The sequence below is a fragment of the Cohnella terricola genome (genome assembly GCF_007786475.1).
GTDB lineage: Bacteria > Bacillota > Bacilli > Paenibacillales > Paenibacillaceae > Cohnella > Cohnella terricola.
Map to the genome: position 1 here is coordinate 354,167 of NZ_VNJJ01000006.1, position 15,751 is coordinate 369,917.

The window sequence follows — 15,751 nt, forward strand, 5'->3', positions numbered from 1 at the left end:
CGTTATTTCACGAAGTATTTGCGCAGCGGGAACGCTGCGTCTAACAGGCCGATAAGAAAGGTCCGGGGATAGAACAGCAGAAGCGGTATGCAAAGCAACAAGGAAACCGCCCTCGGCCATTTTTTGGCGTCCGCCAGAAAAAAGACGAATCCGATCGCTTGCACCAAAAATGCGATTTCCAGTATTGGAACGAGGTTGATCACCGCGATCCACCAATAGCCGCCCCTGTCTTCAGACATCGCATAACTAGCGATAAGTGCGATGATAAAGATCAGCACAAGGCTTCGCGAAACTCTCCAAGTTTTGGCTTGCGGCAAAGCGGGTGCATCGATGCCGATCTTGCGAAGCGCCAACCTCGAAAATCCATGCGCCGTTACTGTGAGCAAAAAGGCAAAAAGCATAATCAGCGTCGGGAGTAACATCATGACCGCGTCACCGAAAGCTCTGGCCGTGTCGACGGCCCATCCCGCAGGAAATAAATCGGACGTCGTCTCGAATTGCTTTAAGTTGTTCGCGAGTTGCGCGGTCAACTCTGCCTTCAGATCTATGTTATACAAAGCGGAGAACAACAAAAGTTCTAGCAGAACCTGTGCCAATATGATGACGAATCCCGCCGTTACTGCGGACTTCGCCGAGCTGCCCTTCTTGTAAAGGTGTCCCATCGCGATTGAGGGGACGAGGAAGAAAAAGGCTAGCGTAACGATGGCAGGCCCCCATGATCCCGACAAGAAGTACGCGACGACCCCTATGGGAATCAGATGCAGCGCGAATCGTTTGACGTCAAACATCGAGAACAGAACGATAAATGCGGGCATGATCAAGAAAACCGTCAGAAAATTCAAGGGCGTCGCCAGCGATGACAGCAACAGGGCTGCCGCCGCGCTCCAGACCAGCGACTTCCAACTTATGTTCAACCGATTCACCTCTTGCGGATATGTTCGGACAGTTCGGAGAGGTCCTTGTAGTGCTCCTCCAATTGATGTCCTTCTTGTTTAAGTTTGGCTAGCTTGTCCGCAATGGCATGGTCCAGATCGCGATATGGAATACCCAATCGCCTTCCCAGAATATACGAGCTCGCGATCAATCCCGCCAATCCATCGATGACGCGGGACGTGCTACCGTCCCAGATCGCTTTGAACAACCGAGACATCTGATCGACGACTTCGGTTTTGAGCCACTCGATCGTCCGCGTTCGAGTCGCTACGTCCAAGTCACGTTCCATCGCTATTCCTCCTGCGCTTCAACTCGTTCGTGATGCGGAAGTCCGGAAAGCTGCAAACTATATTATATCATACATTCAATCGTTCACGGCAAGACACAAAACCCGGAAGCGACTGTCGCCTCCGGGTTTGCGCGGTTATGACGGCTTCTTCTTCACGCCGCCGTCATTGTATAATTCGTACCGTCTTTCGTCAGTTTCCATCCATGTTCTTGGAGCGCGGACAACGGGACATAATTACGTTCGTCCACGGACAACAATTCCGTGCGATTGCCGTCCTCCCATGCGAGCTGATAACCCCGCTCCAGCATGAGCTCCCCAACTTTCGGCTTCGGAACGTCAACTCGGTCTGCGGCTGCGCCGCCGGTAACCGTCGCCTCATGTTTGATCTCGTCCCATTTCACCGTGTAGCCATGGGCTTTCAACGCTTCAAGATCGATATAGTTGTTTCCGCGGTATTCGAGAAGCGCGACTTCTCCGCCTTCCCAGTCCAGCTTTGCGTTGCCGGATTTCACGCGAAGGAATTCGCTCTTGATCGGTTGTCCAGCGCGAATGTCCTTATGAATCCCTTTCTCGTCCAGCGCCACTTGACCGTTCACAAGCACGTACGCGATGCCCGCCGATACGATTTCCGGCTTCTCGACCGTCGACTTGTCGCTGATCGTGTCGTAATCGAACACGACGATGTCAGCGTCCATGCCTTTGGCGATGCGCCCTTTCTTCTGCAGCGCAGGCGCTTGCTTCTCCAGCCGCTGCGCTGGCAGCAGCGACATCTTCGCGATCGCATCGGATATCGTAATGACCTGCTGCTCCCTCACGTATAGGCCGACCGTTCTCGCGAACGTTCCGGAAGCGCGAGGATGGTTGTTGAAGCCCGGCTCCAGAATCGCATCGCTGCCGATCATGACGAACGGAGCTTGAAGCGAATCGATGACATCCTGCTTAGGAATCGCGTAAGCGACTGCCAGCTTGCCTTCCTTCTGGTACTTACGGAACGTCTCCGCGGTCAGTCGTTCTTTCGTTCCCGCAATTTGAAGATCGTTGTAGGAAATGCGGAAACGTTGCTGCCATCCCTCGTCGAATCTGGCTGAGTTCAAGTACGTTCCCCAATAATCGTATGGATAAATGCAGGATGTGATATCAAGGCCTTCCTCGATTGCGTCGGAAACCATTTTCAGCGACTGCTGCATGGAAAAAGTGCCGCCCGTGCTGTTGATATGGTCGATATGTACAGCGGCTCCCGATGCGCGGGCATACCCGAGAAGTTCATTAAGCGCATCGATATTCGTGCCCGGTCCCTCCATGGCGGAATATCTCGCGTGGAAGTACACCGGAACGTTATACTTATGCGCCAGCTTCATGAGCGGTAGAATCTCTTTATCGTTTACGCCCGGGACGTATTCCAAGCTAAAAGAGATGCCTAGAACGCCGTTGTTTAACGCCTTCTCCGCCTGATCCACCAACGTCTGCGTCTGTTCCGGCTTCGCAGTGTCGTAACGGCTCAGCTTAAACTGATTGCGCGCTTGCGTGTAGAAGAACGACGCTCCGAAATGTACGGGCGTCTTATTGCGTTCGTAATACGGATACCACTTCTCCGGGCTGGCCGTTCCTCCGTGCATGGCGATATTCGTCGTCACGCCGTCGGCAATTTTGTTCCAGACGCCGATAGGATTCGGATCGTAGCTCAGGTTGTCAATGAAACCCGGTGCGACGACAAGCCCCTTTGCGTCGATGACCCTTTTACCTTTAAGCGGCTGGTCGGTAACGAGAGCAATCTGGCCGTCCTGGACGGCTACGTTCAACCCTTCACGGTCCAGCTTCGTCTCCGGGTTGATTACGCGTCCTCCGGCAATGACCACGTCATAGGTCTTGTCCAATTCCGAGGAAGTCGGCGTATCGATCAAATCTTCTTGCGATGTTTTAGATCCATCTGCGGACGGCAGCGATTCCGAAGGCTTCCCGCCGAGATGCTTGCCGCCCCCCTTGCTGTTCGCGCTTTGTTCAGGAGAGGATAACCGTCCGTTATCCCCTTTCGTGAACAAGGAGGTCGCTGCCCAAATACCGCCCGCGACGACTAGCATAACAATTGCGATCAAGAGAGGGTTGATTCGTTTGCGTGAATGGCGTCGACTGTGCGTCATCGTTCCTCCGATAGTTATCCAGTATTTTCCTACGCTTCCCTTCTTAGCCCCTTTTCATTCGCGGCGCTGGAAAGCAACAATTTCTCGCAATAATCGATAATGTCGCTCCGTCTTACGATGCCGATAAATCTTTTCATGTCGTCGACGACAGGGACGAAATTCTGTGTTTTCGCCAAAGAGATCAAATCCTCCATATTCGCGTCGATGCTCACGGGCAGATTATTCATTCTTAACGGCACATCGCATAGCGCTACGCGATGAAGCTGATCGAAGCTCAATTCGGGATGGGCTCTCAAATACCACAGCAAATCTCCTTCGGTTATCGTGGATTTGTACTCGCCCGTCTCGCTTATGACGGGAACCGCCGTATAACGATGGCGTTCCATCCGTTCCAATGTTTGCCGCAGCGTCGCGTCTTCGTGCACGCACACGACCTCTTGTTTCGGCAATAGAAAAAATGCGATATTCATAACTTCCTCCTCCGTGCCAACGAAAGGCCCGCGGACTCTGCCCCGGTAAACCCATTATATCACGCCCCGCCGACCGTTCACCATGTCAACTGGGGAATTATTCCACGATTATAAGGAAGGATTGCCCGTTAATTCGGAATGATTCGACCCGTTCTCGTTGCCCGGCACCGTCAATTCGCTGACCGGCGTGTCCGGATTAAGCCATGCCGAGATCGTCGAGCGAACCGTATTCAAATCATCCTCATCAGCGATGAAATACCATAAGTTTTGCTTGCCCATTCGTTTGCCTTCGCCTTTTAGCGTATAACTTTGAATTTCATGGCCTGTCTGTAAAAATTGCTTCGCGAGGTCGCTCATCGACGCCGGCGGCAGATCCGTAAGAAAATTGTCGCCTACAATGTCGAGGACTTCGGGAATCTTGTTCCATTGCTGCAGAGAGGATGCTTTATGAATCAGCTCTTCAATAAATACCCGGTTACGGTTCGTACGCGCCATATCGCCGCCGGCATCCTCGCGATAACGAACATAATTAAGAGCTTCTACGCCGGAATAGCTATCCTTGTTCGCCTTGACCGTAAACTTCTCGTGATCGGCGCCTTTGTTTACGATGTCCTTGCCGATCGGCAGATGAATGCCTCCCAGGGTGTCCACGACTTTCACGAAACCTTGAAAATTGATGGATGCATAGTGATCGATCTTGGCATCGAGCAGCTTCTCCACGCTGTTGACCGCCATCTCCGGGCCGCCGAATGCGTAGGCATGCGTAATCTTATCCTGTTTTTCTTTGCCCACGATATCCGCATAAGTGTCCCGAGGGATCGATACCATGAGTACGTTGCCATCTTTCGGACGCACGACCGTATAGATCAGCGTATCCGAGCGGCCCCGTTCCTTCGCTCTTGCATCGACGCCCATCAGCAGCATGCTGAACGGTTCCTCTACCTTTGTCTCCGACGTCGCCGGGCGGTCCGAGAGCGGCTTGTACGAATTTGCGAAGCTAGATTCGACTTTATCCGATAAGAAGATCTCGTATCCCCAAGCCGACAATACTCCCCGATTCGCGTAACCGACCCCTGCCAAAACGAGCAGCAGCGCGGCCGAAACGATCGATATCCTTTTCAAACGACTTGCCTTGCGCATGTTATCTCTCTCCTTCTCCTAACCCATTTTATCGTCTATTTTCGCTATCTCTCTATTTGTTCGTAGACCCTAAATATACGATCTACGAACATTGATTGTTACATAAGAACCTTAATCTTTCCTTAAACATTAGAAAAGCTTCCTCGAAAACCAGCATCCTCCACCCTCGCCCGGAGCCCTCCGTCCTGGGTCAACCCCGACCAAAGTATAGGGCCGGAACTCATCCCAAGACCATTATTTAAACATGAACGCCCCGGTATACTTCAACTCAGGCAATGACTTTAGGAGGTTGAATTCATATGAAAGATGCCGTGCTGCAGCTTCGGAACGTCACGAAGACCATCGGCAGGCGCACCATCGTCAGCGATCTATCATTCGATATTCCCGCAGGGGAAGTATTTGGATTTCTCGGACCGAACGGGGCCGGCAAAACGACAACGATCCGAATGATCGTCGGGTTGATCTCGATGACTAAGGGCGAAGTTCTCGTTAAAGGCGTGTCCGTGCGCAAACAGTTCGAGCAAGCGATGACGCATATCGGAGCGATCGTCGAAAATCCGGAAATGTATAAATTTCTAACGGGATACCAGAATCTCGTTCACTACGCGCGCCGCCATTCCGGCGTCACAAAGCAGCGGATCAACGATGTCGTTAAGCTGCTTGGCCTCCAGAACCGCATTCACGAGAAAGTGAAACGGTATTCCCTCGGCATGAGGCAACGTCTTGGCGTAGCGCAAGCGATTCTGCATAAACCTTCCGTCCTCATTCTGGACGAACCGACCAATGGCCTCGACCCTGCCGGCATTCGCGAATTGCGGGACTATCTACGCAAGTTAACCAAAGAGGAAGGCATAGCCGTCGTCGTATCATCCCATCTGCTGTCGGAGATGGAGCTCATGTGCGATCGGGTGGCGATCATCCAAGGCGGCAAATTGATCGACGTTCGTTCCTTGCAAGAAGCGAAGAATTCCAAGCAGACTAAAATTATCGTCGAAGTAGACGATTCGCAGAGTGCTTATCAGCTCCTCTCCGAGGCGTTCAATGGTCAAGGCGTATCCTTGTCGGGTGGAATGATCGAAGTAATGGGAGATCGGTCGTTCATCCCCGATATGACTAGGCTTCTCGTCAAAGCGGGGCTTGAGGTCTACGGCATTCACGCTTCGCAGAGATCGTTGGAGGATCAGTTCTTGGAAATGACCGGAGGTGAGATGGTTGTCTAGTCTGGGGAATTTGATACGCAACGAGAACATGAAAATCTATCGCCGCCCCCGCACGTGGTTGATGGTCGGTTTTTTGATCCTCGCTTTGGGTTTGATGAGCGGATTAATGAAATGGGACGAGAGCCGCGGATCGGGCGGCGACTGGCAGACAAACCTGACGCAACAGAATGTCCATTTCCAGAAGCAGCTTCAAGACAACAAAAATCTCGACACGGATGATCGCAAGTTTTTTTCCGATCGAATCAAGATCAATGAGTATTATTTGGAGAACGGGATCGACCCCACCAAACTATCTCTTTGGGATTTCGTCAACAATTCAGCAATGCTTATCATGTTGATTACGATCCTGACCGTGATCGTCGCGGCCGATATGATCGCGGCCGAATTCACATGGGGCACGATTAAACTGCTGTTGGTCGGGCCCGCTTCCCGTACGAAGATCTTGCTAGGCAAGTATGTCTCGACAATGGGTTTCGCCTTGCTGCTGCTCGCCATCTCGTTCGCGGCCGCTTTCGGCGCGGGCGCCGTCTTGCAGGGCATTGACGGACTCAGTCTTCCGCATCTTACGGTTGGCGCGGACGGAATCGTGCACGAGGGTTCCATGATCGTCGACTCGCTGCAGAAATACGGTTATGCCGTAATCTCGCTGTTCATGTATGTCACGTTCGCGTTCATGATCTCCGCCGCGTTCCGCAGCTCGTCCATGGCGATCGCCTTCTCCCTGCTGTTTATGCTCATCGGCAACGTGTTAACTGGTATCTTCAGCAGTTATGCATGGGTCAAATATCTACTTTTTGCCAACGTCGACCTGACTCAATATCTCCCGGGACATATGCCGGTCAGACCAGAGATGACGCTTGGCTTCTCGATAATGATGCTGGCAATTTATTACGCGGTATTCCAGCTTATCTCTTGGTTTTTGTTTACTCGCCGCGACGTAGCAGCCTAATATACGCAAGAAAGGCCATTCCGCGAATTAGAACGCTGGATGGCCTTTCGAGATATATACCCGCTCAACCCTGCTCCCGATCGAAGCAACGATCTCATTCGTGATCGTTTCGGTGCGCCAGGCCCATTCTCCGGCGGTAACCATTTGTCCTCCGTCTTCCCCGATCAGCGTCGCTATATCGCCTTGGCGGACATCCGCGATATCCGTGACGTCCACTAGCATTTGATCCATGCAGATTTTACCGACGATCCGAGCCCTCTGGCCGCGGATAAGCACGCAGCCGCCCCGTTCGGAAAGCTTCCTTGCGATTCCATCCGCATATCCGACCGACAACGTCGCTACGATGCTGCTCCGGGATGCCATGAACGATCCTCCGTATCCGATCGTTTCCCCTTCGTGTACCTTCTTTACCAAAACGACCGTTGCTTTTAGAGACAATACGGGACGAAGATCGACGACACTTCGGGTCTCGTCTCCGTCGCTGCTAAGTAAACCGTAGAGGGCGATGCCAGGACGAACGAAATCCATCCCCTTTACCTCGTAATTCAATATTCCGTAGCTGCTCTGGATATGGAGCCGTCCCGGATCATAACCCGCATTCCGAATCTGGCCAAGGATATCTTGGAATCGACGGATCTGAGCGATTGTAAACGCCTTTCCCTCGGCTTCCCCTTGATCGGCCGATGCGAGATGGCTGAATGTTCCTGTCACTTGTAAGCGGCTATGCCGATACATGGACAAGATTCGATCGAGGTGCTCGAAGCTTTCCCCAAGCCGCCCTAAGCCCGTATCGATCTTCACGTGAATTTTCATGGGGGCGCCATACGCTTGCAGCCGCTCGGCGTCTTCCGCACCGACGGCGGTCTGCGTCAGGGAGTATTTTACAATATCCCGAAGCCGGTTCGTTGCCGTATAGCCTAGAACGAGAATTTCCCCCCTAATGCTTCTCCGACGCAGCGCCACCGCCTCGTCGACATCCGCGACCGCGAAAAATCCCACGCCCTCGTCCTCCAGCCGTTTGGCGATACCGGATACCCCGTGTCCATAAGCATCCGCCTTTACAACCGCCATGATCTCGGTACCGGAGGGAACGATGTGCTGCAGTTGTCGGAGATTGTGGGCAAGATGGTCCATATCGATTTCCGCCCAGACACGATGCTTACTTCCATTCATGCCTGCTTCTCCTTGAGCGCAGAAACGATCAGACGGTCCAACAGTACCGTAAACGTGATGCCGGCATGCCTCATCATGTTCGGATATCGGCTATGCGCCGTGAATCCGGGAATCGTATTGACCTCGTTGAACATGAGCCTGCCGTCCTCCGTCAGGAACAAATCGACTCGCGCGAATCCGCTGCAGCCGAGTGCCCGATATACCCCTAGCGCCATGGCCTTCGCCCGAGCCGCCGTTTCCTCGTCGATTCGCGAAGGCAAATGAATGGTTGAAGCGCTTAGCGTATATTTCTGTTCAAAATCGAAAAATTCGCCCGTCAGCTCAATCTCGTCAATTTCCCCGATGAACGGATCGGCATCCCCGAGCACGGCACAGCCCAGCTCGATCCCGTTCACGTGGCGTTCGATAACGAGCTTGTCGTCATGAAGCAGCGCTTGTTCGATTCCGCTCGCCAGTTCCTCCTCGTCATAGGCCTTGGCAATACCGATCGAAGAGCCCGCTCTTGCCGGCTTGACGTATAGTGGATAACCCAGCTTGTCCGCCATACGGAAGGCATCTTCAATCGTGTCTCTGCCAAGCACCGTAACGAAAGGCGGAACTTCGATTCCCGCCGCCGATGCGATCGTTTTGGCGTATGCCTTGTCCATGCACAGCGCGGAGGACAACATGCCGCAGCCAACGAAAGGAATACCCGAGAGTTCCAGCAGCCCTTGCAGCGTACCGTCTTCTCCATTTCTTCCATGCAAGACCGGGAAAACAACGTCGAGGGGAGTTAATCTGAATTCGGTTCCGACGAACTCGACCAAACCTTTCTTGTCCCTGCTCGCGGACAGAACGGCAGGCACGCATCCCGGATGGGAGGTCCAACTGTCCTCCCGAATGAGCTCCGACTCCCCATAGTAACGGCGCCAATGTCCCTCTCTTGTAATCCCGATAAGAATCAATTCGAACCTATCTCTATCAAGATGATCGATGACAGCCGCAGCGGAAGACAATGAAACCTCGTATTCGCTCGAACAGCCGCCGAACACGATACCAAGCGCGATTTTTTGCACGTTCGGATAACCTCCTTATCATGACTAGTCACCATGATACGGAAAGGATACAAATATTCGCTAAATAAAAGCTGATGAAACCTTGAAGATTGCCGCCCAAATCTTAACAAATATTAAGTTATTATATGCAAAAAGCCCCTCAGGCCTACAATTTAATGTAGTCTGAGAGGCTTTTATTCGATCGCTATCTTACTCCGTCGTGTATGGCAGAAGAGCCATTTGACGAGCGCGTTTGATCGCTACAGTCAACATGCGTTGGTATTTCGCTTTCGTTCCCGTTACGCGACGTGGCAAGATTTTGCCGCGCTCGCTGATGAACTTGCGAAGCAGGTCCAACTCTTTGTAGTCGACGTGAGTGATTTTATTAACGGTGAAGTAGCAAACCTTCTTACGCTTGTTGCGTCCGCCACGGCGGAATTTGCGGGGCTCGCGTTGCTCGCGATCTCCGCCGCCTGTACGGCCTTGCGCAGGGCGCTCTTCACGTGCAGCTGGCGCTGATTGTTGTTGTTCGCTCATTTGTTATCCGTCCTTTCCAGTTAAAATGGCAAATCATCGTCCGATATGTCTATCGGTCGCCCGTCGTCGGCGAAAGGATCGTTGCTGCCGCTATTGCGAGAGCCAGAGCTGCGGTTGCCACCGCTATATCCACTGCCGCCGCTTGCGCTCGGAGCTCCGCCGAAGCTTTCGTCCCGAGCCTGCCCGCCGCTCTCGCGGTTGGCCGATTCCAGGAATCGAACGTTATCGGCAATCACTTCCGTCACATATACGCGTCGGCCTTCGTTGTTCTCGTAGTTGCGCACTTGAATGCGTCCTTCTACAGCGGCCAAACGGCCTTTACGAAGATAATTGGCGCACGTCTCGGCCAGCTGTCTCCAAGTTACGATCGGGATAAAGTCCGCTTCTCTTTCTTCACGATTACCGGAGAAAGAACGGTCTACCGCCAGCGTAAACTGAGTAACGGCGACGCCTTGAGGCGTGTAGCGCAATTCGGGATCCTTGGTCAGGCGCCCTATGAGAATGACTCGATTCAACATCGCGGCTTCCCTCCACTAGACATGACATTAGGCTTGAGGCGGACATCCGCCCGGTGCTGTGCGGTTAATTACGCGGTTTGTTCTCTGACGACCATATGACGAATGATTTCGTCCGTAATCTTCAGAACGCGCTCAAGTTCCGTCACGATTTCCGACGTTCCCTTGAAATGAACCAACACATACGTCCCCTCGCGGTGCTTGTTGATCTCGTAAGCCAAACGACGTTTACCCATGATGTCGTGCTTTACGATCTCTCCGCCGTTCCCGATGATGCCCTGGAATTTCTCCGTGACAGCTTGAACGGTTTCTTGTTCCACGTCCGGACGGATGATGTACATCAACTCGTAGTTGCGCATCTTCCGTTCACCTCCTTTAGGTCTTTGGCCCCTCACTTGGCAAACCGACGGCTTGACCATCGGCTGAGGAGCAAGGAGTATGCTTTATACAGCATACCTGAATACTTTATCACAACAGCCCGAATATCGCAAGGAAATTCGCGCTACACTATCCCCTAAGACAGGGGGTGAAGGTCATGGGCGAGCAGACGCAATTCGAGCCTGGTCAACGCGCTCCGAACGACGGAGAATACATGGAAGTGGGAGAAGATTCCTTCCATATGGGGGTCAATAACCCGCAGCACGTCGTCTTGCGCAAAGGCGAGAGGTTCCCGGAAACTTCGAACCATAACCGCAAGTGGAAAAAGCTCAAACGTCAGAGATAATTTTCGTTATCGGATGAATAGTACGGAATCAATCGGGACATTCTATATTTCGGCGACGGCAAACGAGAGGTGTGGTTCCGTTGAACGATTTCGGGCAACAACCGCAAGAAGAGGCGTTCCTGTCGGAGTAGGGAAACGGAGGGTTGTGCTAAAGACACACATCTGTAACACCTAGTGTTAGAGAAATCCGGTAGACCGAAGCGCTGACTTGAGTCAGCAACGAACGTGGTTACGAAGCTCCAAGCAACTCAAATACACGTCGCCCGAAGAACCCTGCGAAGGGTTCTTCGTTATTTCGGAGGGCGGTTTTTTGGAACCCTCACGCTCCCCTATTCGATCTATTACGATGTTTTATATCGCTATTCCCTATGTGCACCCCTTACGCTCCCGCATTAGCGATGCTTTTCATCGTTATGCTCTGGATACGTTAGTGCTTTGAACGTAACATGCCATTAATAACGATGTTTTGTATCGCTGTGGGTCTACGCCTGGTGCCAACCTTGGTTAACAACGATGTTTTTCATCGTTATTCGCACTTGGAATACAAAAAACCGATTCCTTCTCAGGAATCGGACTTGTTTTTTGTTTATGGCGGAGAGGGTGGGATTCGAACCCACGCACGCCTTGCGACGCCTAGATGATTTCGAGTCAACCCCCTTGGACCACTTGGGTACCTCTCCGCAGCAAGAAAAAGCATACCACATTTATTTTCGGCTTGCAACTGGTTTGTATCTCCAGTTTTTACGGCGCTTGATCACCGGTCGACGCTTCGCCGGCAGGACGCAATATCTTCTTCATGCTCTTCTCGAATTTGGCGCGCGGCAGCAAAATGCTATGTTTGCAATTGACGCATTTAATCCGAATATCCATCCCCATTCGGATGATCTCCATCTCGTTGGCCCCGCATGGATGGGGCTTCTTCATCAGCACGACATCTCCAAGCTCGAACGTTTTGCGCTCCATTTCCGCCCCTCCCTTTTGATCGCCGGATCGGTTACGTAATTTCCTTCTCTCTGGCCAGTTCCAGTGCCTTCTGCACTTCCGTGTTGATCAGTCGGGTCACTTCGCCCGTCGTGTTCGGCTTGCATCTTGCCGTTATGCGGATCGTCATTTGGTTAAACGCAATCGTCTGAATGCCGAGCACTTCCGGTGTCGAGGTAATGTTCGCGTCTTTAATCAGATTCAGAACGTTCCGAATGGTGGACGTCATCTCTTCGATCGTACGATCGAACGTGGTCGAGATATCGACCACCGCAAGCAATGGATTTACCGAGAAGTTCGTTACTTCGGTAATCGAGCCGTTCGGAATGATGTGCACTTCTCCGGTCCAGTTGCGAATTCGCGTCGTCCTCAGTCCGATCATCTCTACCGTTCCCTTGAACGAACCGGTCTGAATGACGTCGCCTACCGCGAATTGATCCTCGAGAATAATGAAAAATCCGGTAATGACGTCTTTAACCAAGCTTTGCGCCCCGAAACCGATCGCCAGCCCGATCACTCCCGCCCCCGCTAGCAGCGGCGCAATCTGAATATGAAATTCCCCTAGTATCAATAATATCGCAATAAAGTTGATAATATAAGAGGCTGCATTTTTCAGCAATCTGCCCATCGTCTGCACGCGCCGCGTTCTCAGCTTGAGCTTTCGCGATCGTTTCTCGCTCGTGACCTGATCGATAAACCGATTGACGACAATCAGCACCAAACGGCTTACGAGAAAGATTAGGACGACCTTTAGGAGAACCAAGGCGACAGAGGTCCACATCTCCGTATCGAGAATGAAATCCCATATTTTATTGATGAATTGATTCCATAGACCCTCATCCGTTATCGCAGCTTCCGCAAGTGTTAGAATGCGCATCGGCTTGATATCTCCTTTGACTCAATGAATCCGATCGTAGCCGTCGGGCGTCTTCTCGAACAATCCGCGAATCTCTACGTTTTCAGAGACGATGATCCGCTTTACTTGTTCCAGTTCGACGCTTGGAAACGCAATGGACAACGCGCACCCCGCGGTGATCTCTTTGGGCGTAGGGCAAATATCAATCTCGATATCCGCGTACTCGAGCAGCATTTCCGCGCGCAGCGCTTGTTGCGTGGAATCGAAGGCGATCAATAGAGTGTCCAATACGCTAGCCTCCTGTCTATCGTACTTGTTTCCGGCTTCGCCCGCAATCGATCATTGCGATCCTCCAAGTATAAATACGTTCTTCTGTCCATATACTAGTAACATACTAGGGTAGGAGGCGAATCGGACGAATGAACGGCGCTTGGGAGAAACATCCGAGCTCTGCACCGGAATCGGCGGCGCTCTCTTTAAAAATTCCTTTTAACGATCCAACCGTATTGCAGCGATTGTCCAAGAAGCTCGAGGACTATTTGGATGCTTTGTCGCCGGAGCGACGCGTCGTTATCGTCTGCGTGGGCACGGACCGCTCGACGGGAGATTCCCTCGGCCCGCTGGTCGGAACCGCTTTATCTCGGGAGAGCAATCCCTTGTTCGATCTTTATGGAACGTTGGAGGAGCCTGTTCATGCCATGAACTTGGGCGATACGTTGCTCAAAATCATGAGATCTTCGCGTCAGCCTTTCGTTATCGCCATCGACGCCTGTCTCGGACAAGTCTCCAGTGTTGGTTGCATCCAGCTCGGGTCGGGTCCCGTACGGCCGGGTGCCGGCGTGAACAAGGAGCTTCCTCCCGTCGGCGATATTCATATGACTGGAATTGTGAACGTCGGGGGGTTCATGGAGTATTTTGTTCTTCAGAACACTCGCCTGAATCTCGTCGTCAAGATGTCTGAGATCATCGCGCAAAGTCTACTGAACGCCGTACATAATACCCGCAAAAATAAGGTCATCCCTTTTGCATTGCCAGACTAATAGCGGTCTTCTCTTCCGGAGTCAACATATATGCGGATTGACCTTTATCGATCGGCTTCGCATAGAGGAACGTCTGTTCTCTACCGTGAATTCCGGTGATGACCACTCCGTCTTGATCCTCGTTCACGAACGCGATGGAGAAGCTCAGATCACTCCCCGAATCGGAAAAAGCATTGAACCGATGAACGCCGACTCGTCCCATCAAGGACGCGAGGCGTTTTTCATTCTTCTCCGTTTTTTCGTCCTGAAGATTCTGTTTACCGTCTAGCGCGGCCAACCTTTCGTGAATGACATTCATCACTTCTTCCATATTCGGGACGCCGGTCTCGCCTATCATTTGCTGATGCGACTTTTTTAATTTCCGAAGCTTGCTGGACAACACGCCAAGCCACACGAATGTAGCGACAAGAAGCACGCCCGTTCCCGCCGCGACGGCCATGGCGATTTGATCGTTCCAACTATCCATTTTTCTTTCTCCCCCAATGTCTCTCGCTCTGCCCTATCTGCCGCTCTTTCCAAGAGCTTGAGAAATTTCCTTTACGGCCTCAACCATAGATACGATATCCGATTTTTCGGTAAAATATCCGGGACTGGCGCGCACTGCGCCCGTCTCGTAAGTACCCGCCGTCTCATGTCCAAGCGGAGTACAGTGGAATCCCGCCCTTACCGCGATCCCGAATTGCTGATCCAACACGAACGCCATTTCAGAAGGATCGATTCCTTCCACGAGGAACGACACGATCGCTGTCCGATCTGCGCCGAGCTCAGGTCCAAGCAATGTGATCCCTTCGATTTCTTGAAGACCGGCCATCAATTCAAAGGTAAGTTGTTGTTCCTTCTTATGGATCGCTTCGGGAGTCTCTTTAAGAACATAATTGACGCCTTCGGAAAGCCCGGCTAGCCCGACTGTATTTTGCGTTCCCGCCTCATAACGATCCGGACGCACTAGCGGCTGTTCAGGTGCCTCCGATTTGCTCCCCGTTCCGCCTTGCATGAGCGGCTCCAACTCCAAGTCGGGATGAATGAATAACCCGCCCGTTCCTTGCGGACCCATCAATCCTTTGTGACCGGGGAACGCCAACAGATCAATCCCCATGCTCCCAACATCGATCGGCAGCACGCCGGCACTCTGAGCCGCATCGACGAGAAGCTTTACGCCTCTCTTTCGGGTTATCTCTCCGATCTCTCCGACGGGAGCGATCGAACCGAATAGATTCGAACTATGCGTCACGGCTAGAAGTCTCGTTTTCCCCATAATAGCCGCATCTATCTCTTCTATATTAAGTATTCCTCGGGCATCGGCGGAAACATAGGTTACGTCGATGCCGAATCTGCGTTTTAATGCTTCCAACGGCCGCCTCACCGAGTTATGTTCCAATGTCGTGGCGACAACATGATCCCCAGGCTTCAACAGACCTTGAATCGCAAGATTTAACGCATGCGTCGTATTCAATGCAAAAGCAATATCGTTCGGGTTTTTCGCACCAAACAATCGCGCCAGCCGCTTGCGTGTCTCGAATAGCACCCTACTCGCCTTAACGGCCATCGCATGGCTTCCCCGGCCCGGGTTAGCCGCGCTTTCTTTCATGCTTCTTTCCATCGCTTCGAGCACGGCGGGTGGTTTGGGCCAACTCGTCGCGGCATTGTCCAGATAGATGATCGGTTTGTTCTCCTGCATGCCTTTTCACCTTCCTTAAAACAACAATAGCACACCTTAGTTTAATCTTTCCGCAGGAAGATTACAACTTCGGC

General features: G+C 52.2%; 19 protein-coding genes and 1 tRNA gene. 4 read left to right on the top strand and 16 right to left on the bottom strand.

What is annotated here, in order from left to right:
* Positions 1 to 2: 2 nt before the first annotated feature.
* The 5 genes from FPZ45_RS13555 to FPZ45_RS13575 form a co-directional block, all read right to left on the bottom strand.
* Positions 3 to 914, bottom strand: coding sequence for a DUF2232 domain-containing protein (locus FPZ45_RS13555; RefSeq protein ID WP_186438383.1), 912 nt, complete (start codon positions 912 to 914; stop codon positions 3 to 5).
* 5 nt (positions 915 to 919) lie between these two features.
* The gene (locus FPZ45_RS13560) at positions 920 to 1,222 is read right to left on the bottom strand and encodes a MazG-like family protein (RefSeq protein ID WP_144702511.1); all 303 of its coding nucleotides are present in this window, start codon (positions 1,220 to 1,222) and stop codon (positions 920 to 922) included.
* 152 nt (positions 1,223 to 1,374) lie between these two features.
* On the bottom strand, positions 1,375 to 3,360 hold the full coding sequence (locus FPZ45_RS13565; RefSeq protein ID WP_144702514.1) for an amidohydrolase family protein: 1,986 nt from the start codon (positions 3,358 to 3,360) through the stop codon (positions 1,375 to 1,377).
* Between the two features lie 29 nt (positions 3,361 to 3,389).
* Complete coding sequence (locus tag FPZ45_RS13570; RefSeq protein WP_144702517.1) at positions 3,390 to 3,830, bottom strand: CBS domain-containing protein; 441 nt, start codon at positions 3,828 to 3,830, stop codon at positions 3,390 to 3,392.
* A 108-nt stretch (positions 3,831 to 3,938) separates the two neighbouring features.
* Complete coding sequence (locus tag FPZ45_RS13575) at positions 3,939 to 4,970, bottom strand: LCP family protein (protein ID WP_186438384.1); 1,032 nt, start codon at positions 4,968 to 4,970, stop codon at positions 3,939 to 3,941.
* 299 nt (positions 4,971 to 5,269) lie between these two features.
* Here FPZ45_RS13575 and FPZ45_RS25335 point away from each other — a divergent pair, with 299 nt between their 5' ends.
* Both FPZ45_RS25335 and FPZ45_RS25340 read left to right on the top strand, forming a co-directional pair.
* Positions 5,270 to 6,190, top strand: coding sequence for an ABC transporter ATP-binding protein (locus FPZ45_RS25335; RefSeq protein WP_186438385.1), 921 nt, complete (start codon positions 5,270 to 5,272; stop codon positions 6,188 to 6,190).
* Complete coding sequence (locus tag FPZ45_RS25340) at positions 6,183 to 7,139, top strand: ABC transporter permease (protein WP_186438386.1); 957 nt, start codon at positions 6,183 to 6,185, stop codon at positions 7,137 to 7,139. The genes FPZ45_RS25335 and FPZ45_RS25340 overlap by 8 nt, the downstream gene beginning before the upstream one ends.
* 27 nt (positions 7,140 to 7,166) lie before the next feature.
* Here the strand turns inward: FPZ45_RS25340 and vanT are convergent, their stop codons facing one another.
* The 5 genes from vanT to rpsF all read right to left on the bottom strand — a co-directional run bounded on the left by vanT (position 7,167) and on the right by rpsF (position 10,757).
* Positions 7,167 to 8,312, bottom strand: coding sequence for a serine racemase VanT catalytic subunit (vanT, locus tag FPZ45_RS13585; protein WP_144702520.1), 1,146 nt, complete (start codon positions 8,310 to 8,312; stop codon positions 7,167 to 7,169).
* Positions 8,309 to 9,367, bottom strand: coding sequence for a D-alanine--D-serine ligase VanG (gene vanG, locus FPZ45_RS13590; protein WP_144702523.1), 1,059 nt, complete (start codon positions 9,365 to 9,367; stop codon positions 8,309 to 8,311). The genes vanT and vanG overlap by 4 nt, the downstream gene beginning before the upstream one ends.
* Positions 9,368 to 9,556: 189 nt before the next feature.
* Entirely contained in the window at positions 9,557 to 9,883 is a 327-nt protein-coding gene (gene rpsR, locus FPZ45_RS13595; protein WP_144702526.1) for a 30S ribosomal protein S18, read from the bottom strand.
* A gap of 20 nt (positions 9,884 to 9,903) precedes the next feature.
* On the bottom strand, positions 9,904 to 10,401 hold the full coding sequence (gene ssb, locus FPZ45_RS13600; RefSeq protein WP_144702529.1) for a single-stranded DNA-binding protein: 498 nt from the start codon (positions 10,399 to 10,401) through the stop codon (positions 9,904 to 9,906).
* A 68-nt stretch (positions 10,402 to 10,469) separates the two neighbouring features.
* The gene (gene rpsF, locus FPZ45_RS13605) at positions 10,470 to 10,757 is read right to left on the bottom strand and encodes a 30S ribosomal protein S6 (protein ID WP_144702532.1); all 288 of its coding nucleotides are present in this window, start codon (positions 10,755 to 10,757) and stop codon (positions 10,470 to 10,472) included.
* 176 nt (positions 10,758 to 10,933) lie between these two features.
* Between rpsF and FPZ45_RS13610 the strand changes: the two genes are divergently transcribed.
* Positions 10,934 to 11,122, top strand: coding sequence for a YjzC family protein (locus FPZ45_RS13610; RefSeq protein ID WP_144702535.1), 189 nt, complete (start codon positions 10,934 to 10,936; stop codon positions 11,120 to 11,122).
* Between the two features lie 589 nt (positions 11,123 to 11,711).
* Here the strand turns inward: FPZ45_RS13610 and FPZ45_RS13615 are convergent.
* The 4 genes from FPZ45_RS13615 to FPZ45_RS13630 form a co-directional block, all read right to left on the bottom strand.
* A tRNA-Ser gene (locus FPZ45_RS13615) sits at positions 11,712 to 11,802 on the bottom strand.
* Positions 11,803 to 11,863: 61 nt separating this feature from the next.
* Positions 11,864 to 12,085 carry a DUF951 domain-containing protein gene (locus FPZ45_RS13620; RefSeq protein WP_144702538.1) on the bottom strand — a complete coding sequence of 74 codons (222 nt, stop codon included), beginning with the start codon at positions 12,083 to 12,085 and terminating at the stop codon, positions 11,864 to 11,866.
* A 31-nt stretch (positions 12,086 to 12,116) separates the two neighbouring features.
* Positions 12,117 to 12,980: a mechanosensitive ion channel family protein gene (locus FPZ45_RS13625; protein WP_144702541.1), complete on the bottom strand. Its 864-nt coding sequence runs from the start codon at positions 12,978 to 12,980 to the stop codon at positions 12,117 to 12,119.
* A 21-nt stretch (positions 12,981 to 13,001) separates the two neighbouring features.
* A complete protein-coding gene (locus tag FPZ45_RS13630) occupies positions 13,002 to 13,247 on the bottom strand; it encodes a putative Se/S carrier protein (RefSeq protein ID WP_186438387.1) in 246 nt (81 codons plus the stop codon).
* Between the two features lie 131 nt (positions 13,248 to 13,378).
* Between FPZ45_RS13630 and yyaC the strand changes: the two genes are divergently transcribed.
* Positions 13,379 to 13,999, top strand: a complete 621-nt coding sequence (yyaC, locus tag FPZ45_RS13635) for a spore protease YyaC (RefSeq protein ID WP_144702544.1) — start codon at positions 13,379 to 13,381, stop codon at positions 13,997 to 13,999.
* On the opposite strand, the gene FPZ45_RS13640 is transcribed toward yyaC, so the two are convergent.
* Complete coding sequence (locus tag FPZ45_RS13640) at positions 13,974 to 14,465, bottom strand: DUF4446 family protein (RefSeq protein ID WP_144702547.1); 492 nt, start codon at positions 14,463 to 14,465, stop codon at positions 13,974 to 13,976. The two genes, yyaC and FPZ45_RS13640, sit on opposite strands and share 26 nt — an antisense overlap.
* A gap of 33 nt (positions 14,466 to 14,498) precedes the next feature.
* Positions 14,499 to 15,677, bottom strand: coding sequence for an aminotransferase class V-fold PLP-dependent enzyme (locus FPZ45_RS13645; protein ID WP_144702550.1), 1,179 nt, complete (start codon positions 15,675 to 15,677; stop codon positions 14,499 to 14,501).
* Between the last annotated feature and the right edge of the window lie 74 nt (positions 15,678 to 15,751).